Origin of the sequence: Haloarchaeobius iranensis (assembly GCF_900103505.1) — an archaeon.
Taxonomy (GTDB): domain Archaea; phylum Halobacteriota; class Halobacteria; order Halobacteriales; family Natrialbaceae; genus Haloarchaeobius; species Haloarchaeobius iranensis.
Window position 1 is genome coordinate 180,529 of the sequence record NZ_FNIA01000003.1, and the last position, 15,802, is coordinate 196,330.

Consider the following 15,802-nt stretch of genomic DNA (forward strand, 5'->3'; position numbering starts at 1 on the left):
CTTCGGCGCACCGCTCCTCGAAAAACATGGGTGAAAAAGGCCGGGTGCTCACTGCGTTCGCGCCCGGTGAATCGCGCTCGCTTCGCTCGCACGAACGTTTAACGGCGGAAGCGGCGCGGTCAGTCGTCGCCGGCAGCGCGCTCTGCGCCCTCGTCGCTCCGCTCGCCGAGGAGTTCCTCGCGGTGTTCGTCGAGCAGGGGTGCGCGCGCCTGCGGGCCGGTCGGCGTCTCGGAGAACTTGATGGGGCAGCCGGCGACGGTGACGTCGCGGTCCGCCCCGGGCTGTTCCACGTCGGCGAGCATCTCGCGCTCGTGGACGTGCGGGTCGTCGAAGACGTCCGCGGTGTCCTGCACGGGCGCGACCGGGACCTCGCCCGCCAGTGCGTCGACGACCACCTGCTCGGTGTGCTCTCGGGTCCAGTCCGCGATCTCCTCGCGCAGCGCGTCGCGGTTGCGCAACCGCGAGCCGGCGTCCGGGTAGTCCGCCACCAGGTCGGGGCGGTCCATCGTCTCACAGAGGGCCCGCCAGTGGCCGTCGGAGAAGGCCGCGACCACGACGTGTCCGTCGCTCGTCTCGAAGGAGTTGTACGGGAACAGCGTCGGGTGCGAGTTCCCCTGCCGGGTGAGCACCTCGTCGGTGTAGGAGTAGTAGTAGACGGTGCGCTCGCACATCGACACCATGGCGTCGTACATCGCGGTGTCGACGTACTGGCCCTCGCCGGTGCGGTCGCGGTGGTGCAGCGCACCGAGGATGCCGACGGCGTTGAGGACGGCGGTGAACAGGTCGCCGATGCCGGGGCCGACCTTCGTCGGTGGGCCGTCCTCCTCGCCGGTTATCTCCATGACGCCGCCGAGCGCCTGCGCGATGAGGTCGAAGCTCGGCTGGCCCTGGCGGTGGGTCTCGCCGGTGCGCGGGTCGCCGAAGCCGCGGATGGAGGAGTAGACGAGCTCGGGGTTGTGCTCACGCAGGGTCTCGTAGCCGAGGTCGAACCGCTCCATCGTCCCCGCGCGGTAGTTCTCGACGACCACGTCCGCTTTCTCGACGAGCGAGAGGAAGTCCTCGCGGTCGCGGTCGTCACCGAGGTCCAGCTCTATCGAGCGCTTGCCACGGTTGACCGACTGGAAGTAGCCGCCGTAGGGTTCCTCGTCGGCGTCCTCGGCGAAGGGTGGGTTCGGCCGGATGAGGTCGCCCCCCGGCCGTTCGACCTTCACTACGTCCGCGCCCATGTCCGCGAGCAGCATCGTACAGTACGGGCCTGCGAGGACCTGCGTGAGGTCGACGACGGTGACGTCTTCGAGCGCTCCCATGGCGTGGACGAACCGGTCCCCGCGCTAAAACCTTCCGGATAAATCATTACATTGTGGTTGTTTCACATTGGGGTAGTTTAGGCTGTTTAAGGTGTATTATCATGAAAAACCATTAACTTTAAGGATTGTTCATGCAACTTGGCGAGTACTGCATGCCCACGACAGTCATCCTCGGTGTCATCGGCTCCGACGCACACGTCGTCGGAATCACGATCCTCGACCAGGCCCTCTCCGCAGCGGGCTTCGATGTCGAGAACCTCGGCGTCCAGACCTCCCAGGAGGAGTTCGCAGCAGCCGCGAGCGAGCACGACGCCGACGCTGTACTCGTCTCTTCGCTGTACGGGCACGCCGAGCAGGACTGTCAGGGGTTCCACGAGCTCCTGGCCCGCGAGGAGGTCGACGTCACCACCTACATCGGTGGCAACCTCGCGGTCGGTCAGGACGACTTCGAGCAGACCCGGACCACGTTCCGGAAGCTCGGCTTCGACAAGGTCTTCGACTCGGAGACAGCACCGGAAGAGGTCATCCGGTCCCTCGAACGGGACCTGGGGATCTCCACCCGGGAGGCCGAGACGGATCGGGTTCAGGCCTGATGATACGCGACGAACGCCTCACCGCCGACGAGTTGCAACGCATCGACGAACGTATCCGCGACGACTGGCCGACCGGTTCGGCGGTCGACTTCGAGGAGGCCATCGCCTACCACGAGTCGCTGCCCGCGCACAAGCAGTTCGCGGACGTGCTGGAGTCGGCGGACCGACCGCTGCTCCAGCCACGCGCCGGCGTGCCGTGTCTCGACGACCAGGTCAGCCTGCTCGAACACCTCCACGGTGAGGGGGCGGCCGACCTGCTCCCGACGACCATCGACTCGTACACGCGCGACAACGAGTACGGCAAGGCCCAGGAGGGCCTGGAGAACGCCCGCGAGTCCGGCGACGCGACCCTGAACGGCTTCCCCGCCGTCAACCACGGCGTCGAGGGCTGTCGCGAGCTCGTCGACCGCGTCGACGCGCCCATCGAGGTCCGTCACGGGACACCCGACGCGCGACTGCTGGCCGCCGTCACGTTCGCCGGCGGCTTCCAGAGCTTCGAGGGCGGTCCCATCTCGTACAACATCCCCTACACCAAGGAGGGGAGCCTCGCCCAGACCATCGAGCACTGGCAGTACGTCGACCGCCTCGCCGGCGCGTACACGGAACGCGGCGTCACCATCAACCGCGAGCCGTTCGGCCCGCTCACCGGGACGCTGGTCCCCCCGAGCATCGCTATCGCCATCATGCTCGTCGAGGGCAAGCTCGCGGCGACACAGGGCGTCCGCAGCCTCACGCTCGGCTACGGGCAGGTCGGCAACGTCGTGCAGGACGTCGCCGCGCTGCGCGCGCTTCGCAAGCTCGGCAACGAGTACCTCCGCGACGAGGTCTGCGTCACGACCGTCTTCCACGAGTGGATGGGCGGCTTCCCGCCGGACGAGGCCCGCGCCAACGGCGTCATCGGCCTCGGCGGCACCACCGCCGCCATCGCACGCCCGGACAAGGTCATCACGAAGTCCCCACAGGAGTTCCAGGGCGTCCCGACGAAGGAGGCCAACGCGGCCGGTCTCCGCACCACGCGCCAGCTCATCGACATGGTCGTCGAGCAGGACATCGTCCTCGACGGCGTCGACGAGGAGCAGGCGCTCATCGAGCGCGAGACCCGCTGTCTCATGGACGCCATCGAGGCCCACGGCGACGGCGACGTCGCGCAGGGCACCATCGAGGCGTTCGAGTCCGGGGCCCTCGACGTCCCGTTCGCCCCGAGCGACGCGGCCGAGGGCGCGGTGCTCCCGGCCCGCGACGACGACGGCCGGGTCCGCATCTTCGAGTGGGGCGAGCTGGCGATGGACGACGACATCAAGGAGATCCACCGGGCCCGACTCGCCGACCGGGCCGAGACGGAGGGGCGAAAGCAGTCCTTCCGGATGGTCGCCGACGACGTCGACGCCATCAGCGACGGCAAGCTCATCGGGCGACCGACGAGCGACACGGGCGGGGGCCGCGACGGAGGTGAGACCCGTGCGGATTGAGGCGGTCCGGGCCGTCCCGACGGTCTCGGGCTTCTTCTTCGACGACCAGCGCGCCATCAAGGACGGCGCGACCCAGGACGGCTTCGCCTACGACGGCGAGCCGGTCACGCCCGGCTTCGACGACATCCGCGAGGCCGGCGAGGCGCTCACCGTCGAACTGGAGCTCGAAGACGGTAGCGTCGCGACGGGCGACTGCTGTGCGGTCCAGTACTCCGGTGCCGGCGGGCGCGACCCGCTCTTCCGCGCCGAGGCGTACCGCCCGGTCGTCGAGGGTACGGTCGCCGCGGCGCTCCGGGGGCGCGACGCGGCCGCGTTCGCGGAGAACGCCTCCATCGTCGAGGAGCTGCCCGCCGAGCGTCCGACGGACGACTGCGGCACGACAGGAGCCACTGGCGACGACGCGGGCCAGCTCCACACCGCGGTCCGGTACGGCGTCTCGCAGGCGCTGCTGGACGCGGCAGCGCTCGCCGAACGCCGGACGATGACCGAGACACTCGCCGACGCGCTCGGGACGACACCCGCGACGGAGCCGGTTCCGGTGTTCGGCCAGTCCGGCGACGACCGCTACGGCAACGCCGAGAAGATGATGATAAAGGGCGTCCCCGTCCTCCCGCACGGGCTGTTCAACAGCGTCGAGAAGCTCGGTGAGGACGGCGAGGCCCTGCGCGAGTACGTCGACTGGCTCGCCACCCGGGCGGTCGAACTCGGCCCCGACGGCTACGAGCCGACCATCCACGTCGACGTCTACGGGGTGCTCGGCGACGTGCTCGGCGCGCCGTACGACCGCGCCGCCGTGACCGACTACTTCGCGACGCTCGCCGAGGCCGCCGACCCGTTCGACGTGCAGGTCGAGGGGCCGATGGACGCCGGCGGCCGCGAGGAGCAGATCAACGACATGGCCGAACTGCGCGACGGGCTCGCGTCGGCCGGCGTCGATGTCGACATCGTCGCCGACGAGTGGTGCAACACGTTCGCCGACGTTCGGGCGTTCGTCGACGCCGGCGCGGCCGACCTCGTGCAGGTGAAGACGCCCGACCTCGGCGGCATCCAGCGCTCCGCCGAGGCCGTGCGCTACTGCGAGGGGACCGACACCCGGGCGTACCTCGGCGGCACCTGCAACGAGACGGTCACGTCCGCGCGAACCTGTGCGCACGTCGCGCTCGCGACCGACGCGGCCCAGACCCTCGCCAAGCCCGGCATGGGCTTCGACGAGGGCTTCATGGTCGTGACCAACGAGATGCGACGTTCACTCGCCCGGATGCGACCGACGCCGGAGGCGACGGCCGACGACTGATCTGACTGCGGACTATCCGACGACCGACGACACATGGACTACACAGACACGGAGACGTTCACGACGATACTGGACAGGACAGAGACCCGAGAGAAGGGCAACTGCTTCGAGGACTTCACAGAGGGCCAGACGATAGCGCACGCCCCCGGGCTCACGCTCTCGAACTACGCCAACGAGCTGTGGGCGAGCCAGACCCTCAACCACGACCCGATGTACTGGCGGACCGACGCGGCCCGCGAAGCCGGTTTCGAGGAGCCGCCGGTCCACCCGGACTACCTGCTCGCGGCCGTGATGGGGCCGACCGTGGAGGACCTCTCCGAGAAGGGCGGCTACTTCCTCGGCCGGACGAACGTCCGGTACCACGACCAGACGGTGACGCCGGGGACCGAGGTTCGGGTCTCGTCGACGGTGGAGTCGACCGCGACCTCCTCCTCGCGCCCCGAGTACGGCATCGTCACCTGGGAGACGGAGGGCGTCGACGCCGAGACCGGCGATCCCCTGGTCAGCTACGAGCGGACGAACATGATACCGCGGCGCGAGCCCGTCGCCACCGACGGCGGCGAGTCCGCAACTGCGGCCGATGGCGGCGACACCGACGCCACGGACGGTGACGCGGACGATGCGCCGCCGGAGGAGTTCGTCACGCCCGACGGCGACCGCTTCGGTGACTTCGCCGCGGCGCTCGACGAGGCCGAGGACCGCGACGCCGCGGTCGCCTACCGGCACGAGCGCGGGCGGACGATGGACGACGTGCTGGTCGCGACGCTCCCGCTGATGACGCTCAACACGGCCAAGCAGCACCACAACGTGGACGTGATGGCCGACTCGCCCTCGGGCGACATCGTGGCCTACGGCGACGTGACTCGGTCGGTCGCGCTCGGCCACGCCCGCTCGGACGAGGCCACGTACCGCGAACTCGGCTGCGACGACGAGCGCTTCCACACGTTCGTCACGCCCGGGGACACCGTCTACGGCTTCACCCGGGTGCTCGACGCCGAGGCGACCCACGACCACGCCGGCACCGTCACCTTCGAGCACATCGCGTTCAACCAGCACGACGCACCCGTCTACTCGGGCACCCGTCGCGCGCTCATCCAGCAATGACAGACATCGCACGCACCTTCCAGACCGCACCGGCCGCCGTCCCGCGGGACAACACGGCGAAGTACCTCGACAGCGCCCTCGACAGCGAGGGGTTCGCCTGCCCGGACTGGCTCGTCCCCGACCTGGAGGACGGCACCGCACCCGACATGAAGGCCGAGGCGCTGGAGAACGTCGTCGACCGATTGCCCGAGCACGCCGACGCGTTCCCCGGCGAGATCTGGCCCCGCGTGCAGTGGGCCTACGACGACGAGGGCGCACGGGAGCAGGGGCGCGAGGAGATCCGCACGCTGGTCGAGGAGGTCGGCGAGCACATCGACGGCGTCGTCGTCCCGAAGGTCGGCCGGCTGGCGGACGTGAAGGATGCCGCAGGCGTCGTCGCGGACGCAGAGCGCGAGTTCGGCTTCGCCGACGACGCCATTGGGATGGCGGTCATCGTCGAGACGGCCGCCGCGAAGTCCGACCTCCGCGAGATATCGCTGTTCGGTTCGAACTCCCGGCTCGACGCACTCGTGTTCGGTCCGGTCGACTACACCGCCGAACTCGGCGGCCGCGAACTCGACGGCGAACGACCGGAGTGGGGGGGCCTGCTCGAGGACCTCTCGAACGAGGCCAGCGCGAACGACCTCGTCGCCATCGGCGGCCCCTACGACCGGCTGTTCACCGAGCGGGCCGGCGTCACCTTCTACAACGGGGACGGCTACGCCGACCACGTCGAGCGCGAGGCCCGCGTCGGCCTCGACGGCTCGTGGTCGCTCTACCCCAAACAGACGATCCAGGCGAACCGCATCCACATGCCCACGAGCGACGAGCTGGCCCGCGACGTCCGCAAGATAGAGGCGTTCCAGGAGGCAAAATCCGGTGGTACCGGCGCGGTCACCGTCGAGGGACAGATGGTCGACGAGGCGACGTTCAAGAACTTCGTCAACACCGTCGAGACGGTCCGGACCATCGACGAGCGCCACCCCGACCAGACCGGCGAGGCCTACGAGGACGAGCTGCTCGAGCGTGCGCTCACCGTCGACACGACCTGGGAGTAGTCCCCGGAGCCGTGAATCGACCGCCGCTGCTGCGCTCCTCCGCTCTCGACTACTCCAGCCCGTGTTCCGAACGGTAGGCAGCGGCGTCCGGGGCGATGGGGTCCGAACGGGTGCCGTCCGGTGCCAGGTCGGCGTCGGGGAGTGACAGCGTATCGAAGGTGACGAAGCCGCAGCCGTCGCACTCGAACGCCGTCGACCCGAGTGCGGGGTACTGCACGTCGCGCTCCTCGAACGAGCCGCCGCAGTGCTGGCAGTCCTCGCGCGGCGACGGGAGCTCGTGGAGGTGGTAGGCCCGGAACACCTCGTCGCAGTCCTCGCAGCGGTACTGCGCCTCGTACACCCGGTCGAGGTTCCGGTCGCGGTCCTCGCTCACCGCCGTCGAGCCGCAGTCCTCGCACCGCAACTCGTCCGCCAGGACCGCCTCGATGGTCGTCAGCTCACGGTACCTGACGATGGGGTCGTCGTGCTCGCGTGCCAGGTGTTCGAGCGAGGACTGCGGCTCGGTGAACGGCCGGAAGCCGTACTGCCGGGCACACTCGCTCGCGGCCGCCTCGCCCCGCGCGTCCCCGTCGTCTGAGACGCGATCGACGATGGTGACCTCGCCGTCCGCACCCTTCCGGTAGACGTGGCCGCTCCCGGCGTCCGAGGTGTCGTTCACCCCCAGGACGCAGCCGGACTCGCCCGGCTCCAGCACCGCCTGCATGAACGGTCCGAACAGCGTCTCGTCGTCACTCTTGATGGCGTACGCGGAGGCCATGTCCGGCTGTCGCAGTCTGCTCGTGGTCAGCGCGATGACCTCGTACTGAACGTCGGGCACTCGGTCTCCCGGGTCCGCTGGCCCGGTGTCGACGACGTTCGCGAAGTCGTCCGCGAGCGTGAGCCGGCTCCGGAGCGTCTGGAGCCGCTCCCGGGGGTTCTCGACCGCGAACGACTGGACCACCCAGTAGGACATACGCCGACCGAGTCGGGTGAGACGGAAACCGTTTTCCGTAGCGCCAGCGCCGCGAGCATCAGGCCGCCAGCGATTCCTCCAGCAGCTTCCGGTTCTTCACGTTCGCCTTCCACGTCGCGTCGAAGATGTCGCCGACGACGGGGACGCTCCCCAGCGCGACGTCGAGGCCGATGTTGACCAGCATCCGGACGACGGTCCGCTTCTTCACGCCCGCGACGACGGCCTCGAGCACGATGTACAGCGAGAAGAGGGCCGTCACGAAGTCGCCGATGAACGGCAGCAGACCGAGGACGGGGTCGAGCCCGACACGCCGGTCCGTGCCCGGGATGCGGATGGCCTCGTCGAGCAGCCACGCGACCCGCTTCGTCCGCCGGACCGCCGGGTGAGTCCTCTCGGATTCCATACCCGAGATGTCGACGGCGGTAAGCAAAAGTCCGTGGGTCGGCGGCAAGCGGTCGTCAGTCGGCCGCCTCTCGCCGTCGACGTGGCTCAGGGACCGGCGACAGGACGCCGAACAGCACCCGGTTCAGCCCGAAGCCGACCGCCATCCCGAGCATAGACGGGGCGATCGCTCCAACCGGAACCGAGTTCGTCACCGTCGACACCGCGAGCGCGACGATGGCGAGGGTTCCGATGCCGACGAGCGCCCACTTGCCGGCCTCGCTCCGGTCCGACGCCGCCACCAGGAGGAACGAGACGGCCGCGACCACGGTGCCGATGGCCAGTCCACGGGGACTCCAGCCGATGGTCGAGACGCTTCCCGCGACGGCGACGTAGACCAGCGAGAGGAGCAGCTCGCGGCGGACGATGGCGTCCGCGACTCGCTCTGACATATCAGGGCTGTGTTTGGTTGGGCGCGTAAATCTTTGGTTACGGTGCCGGGCAGCAGTCCGCCGCCCGGGTCAGTCAGCCCCGGCGACCTCGACGGCGACCTCGTTCCGGCGCATGAACGGCGGCGTCCACGGGTCGTCGTACCGCAGCAGGGACGGCTCGGCCGTGGGCTCGATGCCCGCGCCGTCGAGCGTCGAGAGCAACTGCGCCTCCAGCCGCTCGACCCGCCAGCCCGGCGCGTACCACGAGAACCCGACGACTGCGACCGTCTTCGGCGGCTCCACGACCAGCCGGACCGTCGACTCCGTCGGTACCGGGGCGGACTCCGGCCCGTACTCCGCGGGCAGGTAGAACGCCATCCGCGTCCCGCTCCCGTCGGCGTCGTCCGACCGCACCGGCGCGGTCATCGACACGGACTCGCCGTCGCTCCCGTCCGAGCGGACCGGTGCAGTCATCGAGACCTCGTCCTGCCGCTCGTTCTCGCCGGAGATGTACCGGAAGAGCCGTCGGAACGCCGTCCGCTGGTCCGACGCCGTCGTCTCGACGAGCACGGTCCGCGGGTACCGCCGTAGCTCGACGCCGTCTATCTCACGGACCCGTTCGTACGGCACCTCCTCGGCCGACCGCGACGAGTAGCTGCCCCAGGCGACCCAGGCCCCGAGTGCCAGCGCGCCGCCCGCGAGCGCCGTCTTCGTGAGTCTGTTCATACTACCACGTACGCTGGGGAGACGGATGAATCAGATGCCTGGTTGGTCGGCGGTGAGCGCCGTGGCGGCGTGGGTCCTGACTCCGTCGAGCGAAGCGGTGGGACCGGGAACCCGACCGAGCCGAACCGTTCCTCCCCGGTTCGCGGGCCTGGACTCGTCGGGGTCGGAGCCAGCTGCAGCCGCTTCGCTCCTCACGGTCGTTCGGAGCAGAAGCGGTGGGGCTGGGATTCGAACCCAGGAGGCATGACGCCACCTGCTTTCAAGGCAGGCGCAATAGGCCGCTCTGCCACCCCACCTCGTGCGGTGATTCTGCGTTCGGCTCCTAAGAGTTGTCGGTTGCGCGCCCCCCCCCATCGCCCGAGCACCCAACTTTCTCCGGCCCCAACCGACGGGTATGCCGACAGTCGAGTTCCATGGCGAGACCGTGGAGTGCGAGTCGGGCGCACGGCTCCGCGACGTGCTGCTCGACGCGGGGCTGTCGCCACACAACGGGCCGACCGCGGTCTCCTGTCACGGTCTGGGGACCTGCGGGACCTGCGCGGTGGCAATCGAGGGCGCGGTCGAGCCGTCCGAGCCCGCCCGCCGCGAGCGAGCGCGGCTGAACTTCCCCCCGCACTCGTCCGAATCCGGGCTGCGGCTCGCGTGTCAGGTTCGGGTGACCGACGACATCGTCGTCCGGAAGGGCGACGGCTTCTGGGGCCAGAAGTAGGTCAGTCGCGGACGAGTTCCGGTCCGTCCTCGCCGTCGACGACGTGGAGCCCGTGGTCCCGGACGAACTCGGTGGTGAACTTGGGGACGATGCGGCCGGCCTTCGCGCGGGCCCGGACGAGCGCGACCACGTCGGCGAGGTCGGAGCCGGTCTCGACGGTCCGATAGCTCGGGAGGAAGTCCACGTCGAGGTCGGCGTCGGTCGCGCGGTCGACGAGGGTCTCGACCGTGGGGCCGGTGAACGCGCCGTCGAAGTCGATGGCCTCGCAGAAGGCCGCTGTCCAGACCCGGCCGTCGGTGGCGGGTCCGACGACGACGTCCGAAGTCCGGAGCTTCATCGCCGCGCTGTCGATGTCCTTCCGGCCGACCAGGGGTGCGTTGCCGTCGAGGGTCAGCACCGAGTTCTCTCCCTCGTTCCGCAGCAGGTGGGTGACGGTGTTGCCGACGCGGCCGTCGCGGGTCGACCCGACCTGCACCTCGAAGCGCACGTCCGATGGGTCCGCCGCGGCGCGGTCGACGACGGCACGGACGGCGTCTTCGGCGGACTCGTCGGCGTCGACGAACTCGTCGGGGAGGTCGTCGTCGCTGCGGTAGTTCACCAGCACGTCACCGCCGGAGTTGTCGGCGGCGAAGACGGCATCGGCGAGCATCGCCGCGTAGCAGTCCGCCGCCTCGGCGTGTGACAGCGGCGAGGTGTCAGCGAGTCGGGGCAGGACGAGTCCCTCGCGCGGGGGCTCGGCGAGGACGACCACGAGTGTCATATCCGAACCTGTCGGCCGCGGGGCCTTCAAGCCGCCGTTCCTGCGCGATGGGTGGGAATTAAGTCGGGTCAGACCGCGTATGTCGGTATGAACTGGCTGAAGGCGCTCGGGTTCCTCGTTCCGTTCGGCATCGTCCTCTCGGCGGTTACCTCGGTCGTCCTCCTCGGGACGGGCCTCGCTGCACCGCCCGAATCGGTGTCGGTCGCGCCAGCCGCGGCGACGCTCGCGCTGGTGGTCCTCGTCGTCGTCGGGCTGCTCGCCGTGGGTGGGCGGTCGCGCCGCTGGCTGTCGCGGCAGTACTGGTAGCCAGGCGTCCGCTCAGCGTTCTCGTCGCCCCTTCGTCTGCCGGTAGTCCGACGCCATGAGCGCCGCGAACCGTTCGACGAACGTCTGGACCTGCTCGTCGGTCGCCTCCTGTGGCGGAATCATCGGTACGAGCTCGAAACCGCGCCCCCGGATGGCCTCACCGTGCTGGGCGTACAGGTCGAGCTCGGCGGCGGGGGTCGTCGTGTACTCCGTGCCGATCTCCGCGAGCGCCCGCTCGCCAACGGGGACGATGATCTCGGGGTTTATCATCCGTATCTCGGCGTTGAGGTACGGCTCGCAGGTGCCGACCTCGTCGTCGGTGGCCGCACGGTCGGCGTGGTGACACCGGGTCAGGAAGGTGAGGAACACGTTCGCGAGCTCGGGCTCGTCGGGGTCGTCGTCGACGCGCCGGAGGCCGAGGCGCTGCAGCACCCGCCCGAACGCCTCGTCGCGGCCGAACGGCACGCCGGCGGCCTCGGCGTTGGCGTCCGGCCCCTCGCCGACGAACAGGAAGTCCGCCCCCACGTCGCCGTAGCCGTGGACGACCCGTTCGCGCCGCTCGCAGAGGTCGCAGTTGGTGCAGTCCTCGTCCATGCCGAACGGGTTCGCGAGGTCGTCCTGGTTGGCGTCCACGTCGGGAGCCTGGGCCGGCACGGACAAAAGTCGTCTGGAGTTACCGGCCGAGACCGCCGCGTTCCTTCACTTCCAGGATGAACTTCACGTTCTTCACGACGTCCTCGGGCGTCGTCTCCTCGTCGGGGTCGTAGATGTCGCTGGTGCGGTAGAGGATGTTCGCGAGCTGTTCGGACTCGGAGCTGTCGGCGCGGATCTCCTCGGCGACGTCACGGAGGAGCGCGACGGTCTCCGGGTCCGGGTCCGGCAGCGGGTCGGTGCCGTCGGCCGGGGTGCTGTCCTCGCTCATCGTTCGTCACCGGGTGTTCGCCTGCTTCTGTCGCCGGACGAAGCCGATGTTGTTCGCGACGTTCTCCGTAATCCCCCGGAACGCCCCGCCGGTGTCGCTGTCCTCGTCGAGCACGACCGGCCGGCCTTCGTCGCCACCGGTCCGGACGGCGGGGTCCAGCGGGACCGACCCGAGGAACGGCATGTCGTGCACGTCGGCGAAGCGCTCGCCGCCGCCCTCGCCGAAGATGGCGTGCTCGCCGCCGCAGTCGGGGCACCTGAACGTCCCCATGTTCTCCGCGATGCCGAGGACGACGGTGTCGTGCTTGCCGAACATCTCCAGGCCCTTGCGGGCGTCGTCGAGCGCGACCTCCTGGGGCGTCGTGACGATGACGGAGCCGGTGACGGGCACTGTCTGGAGCAGGGTGAGCTGCGTGTCGCCGGTGCCTGGCGGGAGGTCGATGACCATGTAGTCGAGGTGGCCCCACTCCACGTCCTCCCAGAGCTGGGTGAGGACCTTGTGGACCATCGGGCCGCGCCAGATGACGGGGTCGTCCTCGCCGACGAGGAAGGCCATCGACATCAGTTTCATCCCGAACTGCTCGGGCGGGACGAGCTGCTCGTCCTCGGTCGCGCCCGGCGGCTCGTCGGCGTCGACCATCCGGGGCACGTTCGGCCCGTACACGTCGGCGTCGAAGAGGCCGACGCTCGCGCCCATGTCGGCCAGTCCGGCCGCGATGTTCACGGCCATCGTCGACTTGCCGACCCCACCCTTGCCCGAGGCGACGGCGATGACGTTCTCGACGTTGGGGAACACCTCGTCCCCGGCCGAGAGGTCGTCGACGATGCGCGCCGAGAGGTCGAGTTCGACGTCCGTATCGGCGAACGCCTCGCGCACCGCGTCGGCGATGGCGGTCTCGTTCGGCGAGTACGGCGCACCGAGGGCGAGCGAGATGGCGACGGTGTCGCCGTCGACGGACACGTCGTTCACCAGGCCGAGCGAGACGATGTCGTCACCGAGGTCGGGGTCCTCGACGGTGCCGAGACGGTCGAGGACGGCGTCTTCGTCCATGTGTCCTACTCCGGGCGAACGGATGGTAAGGGCTTCGAAGGCGGGAGCCTCCGAGGACGGGCGGCCGACCGACTAAAATATTCTTTAGCTAACATTTTTCCACCGCCGAGCCCTGGCATCTCCCATGCCCGACCCAGGTATCCGGACGGCAAAGCGCACCGAGTTCGAGGTGTCACACACCGAGACCGACGGGCCGGTCGTCGAGACCGGCACGACCATCGTCGCGCTGACGGCTCCCGACGCGGTCGTCGTCGCCGCCGACCGCCGGGCGAGCCTCGGTGGCCAGTTCGTCGCCAACAAGGACGTGACGAAGGTCGAACGGGTCACCGAGAGCGCCGCGCTCGCGCTCTCCGGCGCCGTCGGCCCGCTCCAGTCCTTCACCGACACTCTCCGCGCGGAGGCGAACCTGTACGAGGCCCGCCGTGGCGAGCGGCTCTCCACCGAGGCCTTGGCGAACGTCGCGGGGACCCTCGTCCGCGGTATCCCCGCGCAGGTCGTGCTCGCGGGCGTGGACGAGACCGGTCCCGCGGTGTACGAACTCGACGGCGGCGGCAGCGTCATGGAGACCGACTACGCCGCCGGCGGCAGCGGGATGCAGGTCGCCTACGGCACGCTCGAAGGTCGCGCCGAAGGCGTCGAGAACCTCGCCGAAGCCCGCGAACTGGCCGCCAACGCGGTCGCCGCGGCCAGCGAGCGCGACGTGGCCAGCGGCAACGGCGTCACGGTCGGCACCGTCACCAGCGAGGGTGTCGAACTCGACGAGACCGTCGACGCGGCGGAGGTGATGTAGATGCAGGACGGCGACGACCGGCGGAGCTACGACCGCGGCACCAGCATTTTCTCGCCGGACGGCCGGCTCTACCAGGTCGAGTACGCCCGCGAGGCCGTCCGCAAGGGGAGCGCGACCGTCGGCGTCACCACCGAGGACAGCGTCGTCTTCGCCTCGGACACCAGCACCCGGTCGCCCCTGCTCGAACGCGACAGCGTCGAGAAGATACACGACGTGGACGGCCGCCTCGGCATCGCGAGCGCGGGCCACGTCGCCGACGCGCGGCGGCTCGTCGACGAGGCCCGCCGGTTCGCCCAGGCCGAGCGACTCCGCTACGGCGAGGCACCCGGCGTCGAGACCACGGCGAAGGCCATCGCGGAGGTCGTCCAGGAGTCGACCCAGACCGGCGGGATGCGGCCCTTCGGCGTCGGACTGCTCGTCGGCGGCGTCGTCGACGGCGCGCCGAGACTGTACGAGACGGACCCGTCGGGGACGCCCTCCGCGTGGCGCGCGACGGCCATCGGGAGCGGGAGCGACGAGATCCGCGACTACCTCGAGACAGAGTTCACCGACGGCCTTGGAACCGACGACGGCATCGCACTCGCACTCGACGCGCTCCGGACGGGGACGGACGAGCTGACGCCCGGGGAGGCCGCCGTCGCCACGATGGACGCGGACGGCTTCCGGTCGATGGACGAGGACGTGGCCGCTGGCCACTTCCGGGGGGCCTCGTAGGCCGTTCTCGGCGTCGGTACCGGCGGAATGCGCATGCGTTTTGTCTCCCCGGTCCCGACTGTCTGGTATGGAATCGACGGCACGCTCCGCACGGCTCCGGCTGGCCCTCGTCGTCTGGGGCGTGCTCGTCTCGCAGGTGTTCCTCTACCCCGGCCTCTCCGACCTCGTCGTCGCGCTCGGCGCACCGGCGGGTATCCAGGCGGGGATGTGGTTCCTCGTCGCCGAGTTCGCCGCCTTCGTGACGTTCGCGGGCGTCTGGGGCGCGCTGAGCGACGTGACCGGGAAGCGCGTCCCCTGGGTCGTCGGCGGCGCCGCCGGCGGTGCCGCCTGCTACCTCCTGCTGACGCAGCTCCCCGCGCTCGGGCTCGGCTGGGCGGTCGTCCTCGTTGTCCGGCTCGCCGGCGGTGCGCTGACTATCGGCGCGTTCTCGCTCGCCATCACGATGCTGATGGACCTCTCGGGTGGGCACGGCCGGAACATGGGTGCGGCCGGTATCGCCATCGGCCTCGGCGCGGCGCTGGGCTCGGTCGTGGGCGGCCAGCTCTCCACCCTCGGAGCGTTGACCCCGCTGTACGCGAGCGCGGCGGTGCTCCTCTCGGCGGGGCTGCTCGCCGCCACGGTGCCCGACCGCACGCCGACGAAGAGCCCCGGTGTCGGCGACATCCTCGCCCGGCTCCGGGACCGGCCGTCGCTCGGAGTGCCGTACGCCTTCGGCTTCATCGACCGGTCGACGGCGGGCTTCTTCTCGCTCGTCGGCGTCTACTACTTCCGCGACGTGTTCGACCTCGGCGCCGCCATGGCGGGGCTGACGCTCGCGTGTTTCTTCCTCCCGTTCGCCCTGCTCCAGTACCCCTTCGGCTCGCTCTCCGACAGAGTCGGCCGGTTCCTGCCGGTCGTCGGCGGCTCGGTCGTCTACGGCCTGACCATCGTTGCGGTCGGCCTCGCACCGGTCTACCTCCTCGCGGCCGCCGCGATGGTCGCGGCCGGGGTCTGCGGTGCGCTGATGGCGCCGGCGACGATGGCGCTCGTCACCGACATCGCCGCCGCGGACGGGCGCGGGGCCGCCATGGGCGGGTTCAACGTGTTCGGGAGCCTCGGCTTCCTGACGGGCTTTCTCGTCGGCGGGCTCGTCGTCGAGTCCGCGAACTACCTGACTGCGTTCCTGGTCGTGGGCGGCCTCGAACTCGCCATCGCACTGGTTGCACTGCCGGCGGTGCGCCGGGTCGCGCTCCGGGTCCAGGAACAGCCGTCCTGACG

At 70.0% G+C, this 15,802-nt stretch carries 19 protein-coding genes and 1 tRNA gene; 10 read left to right on the forward strand and 10 right to left on the reverse strand.

Annotated elements, in window-relative coordinates; translation table 11 throughout:
* Positions 1–119: 119 nt before the first annotated feature.
* Positions 120–1,307 (reverse strand): succinyl-CoA:mesaconate CoA-transferase, encoded by a 1,188-nt coding sequence (gene mct, locus BLT27_RS03745; protein WP_089731693.1) that lies wholly within the window; start codon positions 1,305–1,307, stop codon positions 120–122.
* A 152-nt stretch (positions 1,308–1,459) separates the two neighbouring features.
* On the opposite strand from mct, the gene glmS reads away from it, so the two are divergent.
* The 5 genes from glmS to citE are packed head-to-tail and all read left to right on the forward strand — an operon-like array spanning position 1,460 to position 6,804.
* Positions 1,460–1,900, forward strand: a complete 441-nt coding sequence (gene glmS / locus BLT27_RS03750; RefSeq protein ID WP_089731694.1) for a methylaspartate mutase subunit S — start codon at positions 1,460–1,462, stop codon at positions 1,898–1,900.
* On the forward strand, positions 1,900–3,369 hold the full coding sequence (locus BLT27_RS03755) for a methylaspartate mutase subunit E (protein WP_089731695.1): 1,470 nt from the start codon (positions 1,900–1,902) through the stop codon (positions 3,367–3,369). Before glmS ends, BLT27_RS03755 begins: the two co-directional genes overlap by 1 nt.
* Positions 3,359–4,663, forward strand: a complete 1,305-nt coding sequence (locus BLT27_RS03760) for a methylaspartate ammonia-lyase (RefSeq protein WP_089731696.1) — start codon at positions 3,359–3,361, stop codon at positions 4,661–4,663. Before BLT27_RS03755 ends, BLT27_RS03760 begins: the two co-directional genes overlap by 11 nt.
* 33 nt (positions 4,664–4,696) lie before the next feature.
* A complete protein-coding gene (gene mch, locus BLT27_RS03765) occupies positions 4,697–5,767 on the forward strand; it encodes a 2-methylfumaryl-CoA hydratase (protein WP_089731697.1) in 1,071 nt (356 codons plus the stop codon).
* Positions 5,764–6,804: an L-malyl-CoA/beta-methylmalyl-CoA lyase gene (citE, locus tag BLT27_RS03770; protein ID WP_089731698.1), complete on the forward strand. Its 1,041-nt coding sequence runs from the start codon at positions 5,764–5,766 to the stop codon at positions 6,802–6,804. The genes mch and citE overlap by 4 nt, the downstream gene beginning before the upstream one ends.
* Before the next feature lie 49 nt (positions 6,805–6,853).
* Here citE and BLT27_RS03775 read toward each other — a convergent pair whose 3' ends face one another.
* The 5 genes from BLT27_RS03775 to BLT27_RS03795 all read right to left on the reverse strand — a co-directional run bounded on the left by BLT27_RS03775 (position 6,854) and on the right by BLT27_RS03795 (position 9,590).
* Positions 6,854–7,756, reverse strand: coding sequence for a hypothetical protein (locus tag BLT27_RS03775; RefSeq protein WP_089731699.1), 903 nt, complete (start codon positions 7,754–7,756; stop codon positions 6,854–6,856).
* A gap of 58 nt (positions 7,757–7,814) precedes the next feature.
* Positions 7,815–8,159: a DUF4112 domain-containing protein gene (locus tag BLT27_RS03780; protein ID WP_089731700.1), complete on the reverse strand. Its 345-nt coding sequence runs from the start codon at positions 8,157–8,159 to the stop codon at positions 7,815–7,817.
* Positions 8,160–8,214: 55 nt separating this feature from the next.
* On the reverse strand, positions 8,215–8,589 hold the full coding sequence (locus BLT27_RS03785) for a hypothetical protein (RefSeq protein ID WP_089731701.1): 375 nt from the start codon (positions 8,587–8,589) through the stop codon (positions 8,215–8,217).
* Positions 8,590–8,658: 69 nt separating this feature from the next.
* A complete protein-coding gene (locus tag BLT27_RS03790) occupies positions 8,659–9,294 on the reverse strand; it encodes an SOUL family heme-binding protein (RefSeq protein ID WP_175526373.1) in 636 nt (211 codons plus the stop codon).
* Positions 9,295–9,507: 213 nt separating this feature from the next.
* Positions 9,508–9,590 (reverse strand) — tRNA-Ser (locus tag BLT27_RS03795).
* 98 nt (positions 9,591–9,688) lie between these two features.
* Here BLT27_RS03795 and BLT27_RS03800 point away from each other — a divergent pair.
* Positions 9,689–10,003, forward strand: coding sequence for a 2Fe-2S iron-sulfur cluster-binding protein (locus BLT27_RS03800; protein ID WP_089731702.1), 315 nt, complete (start codon positions 9,689–9,691; stop codon positions 10,001–10,003).
* A gap of 1 nt (position 10,004) precedes the next feature.
* Here BLT27_RS03800 and BLT27_RS03805 read toward each other — a convergent pair whose 3' ends face one another.
* Positions 10,005–10,763 carry a DUF2064 domain-containing protein gene (locus BLT27_RS03805; protein WP_089731703.1) on the reverse strand — a complete coding sequence of 253 codons (759 nt, stop codon included), beginning with the start codon at positions 10,761–10,763 and terminating at the stop codon, positions 10,005–10,007.
* Positions 10,764–10,850: 87 nt separating this feature from the next.
* On the opposite strand from BLT27_RS03805, the gene BLT27_RS03810 reads away from it, so the two are divergent.
* Positions 10,851–11,069 (forward strand): hypothetical protein, encoded by a 219-nt coding sequence (locus BLT27_RS03810; RefSeq protein ID WP_089731704.1) that lies wholly within the window; start codon positions 10,851–10,853, stop codon positions 11,067–11,069.
* Positions 11,070–11,081: 12 nt separating this feature from the next.
* On the opposite strand, the gene BLT27_RS03815 is transcribed toward BLT27_RS03810, so the two are convergent.
* From BLT27_RS03815 to BLT27_RS03825, 3 genes are read right to left on the reverse strand one after another with little or no spacing between them, the layout of a single operon-like run.
* A complete protein-coding gene (locus BLT27_RS03815) occupies positions 11,082–11,702 on the reverse strand; it encodes a uracil-DNA glycosylase (RefSeq protein ID WP_089731705.1) in 621 nt (206 codons plus the stop codon).
* A gap of 40 nt (positions 11,703–11,742) precedes the next feature.
* The gene (locus BLT27_RS03820; RefSeq protein WP_089731706.1) at positions 11,743–11,991 is read right to left on the reverse strand and encodes a DUF7976 family protein; all 249 of its coding nucleotides are present in this window, start codon (positions 11,989–11,991) and stop codon (positions 11,743–11,745) included.
* Between the two features lie 6 nt (positions 11,992–11,997).
* A complete protein-coding gene (locus tag BLT27_RS03825) occupies positions 11,998–13,041 on the reverse strand; it encodes an Mrp/NBP35 family ATP-binding protein (protein ID WP_089731707.1) in 1,044 nt (347 codons plus the stop codon).
* A gap of 124 nt (positions 13,042–13,165) precedes the next feature.
* Between BLT27_RS03825 and BLT27_RS03830 the strand changes: the two genes are divergently transcribed.
* From BLT27_RS03830 to BLT27_RS03840, 3 genes are all read left to right on the forward strand, one after another.
* The gene (locus tag BLT27_RS03830; protein ID WP_089731708.1) at positions 13,166–13,831 is read left to right on the forward strand and encodes an Ntn hydrolase family protein; all 666 of its coding nucleotides are present in this window, start codon (positions 13,166–13,168) and stop codon (positions 13,829–13,831) included.
* Complete coding sequence (locus BLT27_RS03835) at positions 13,832–14,545, forward strand: archaeal proteasome endopeptidase complex subunit alpha (protein ID WP_089731709.1); 714 nt, start codon at positions 13,832–13,834, stop codon at positions 14,543–14,545.
* A gap of 67 nt (positions 14,546–14,612) precedes the next feature.
* On the forward strand, positions 14,613–15,800 hold the full coding sequence (locus BLT27_RS03840; RefSeq protein ID WP_089731710.1) for an MFS transporter: 1,188 nt from the start codon (positions 14,613–14,615) through the stop codon (positions 15,798–15,800).
* The last annotated feature ends 2 nt before the right edge of the window (positions 15,801–15,802 follow it).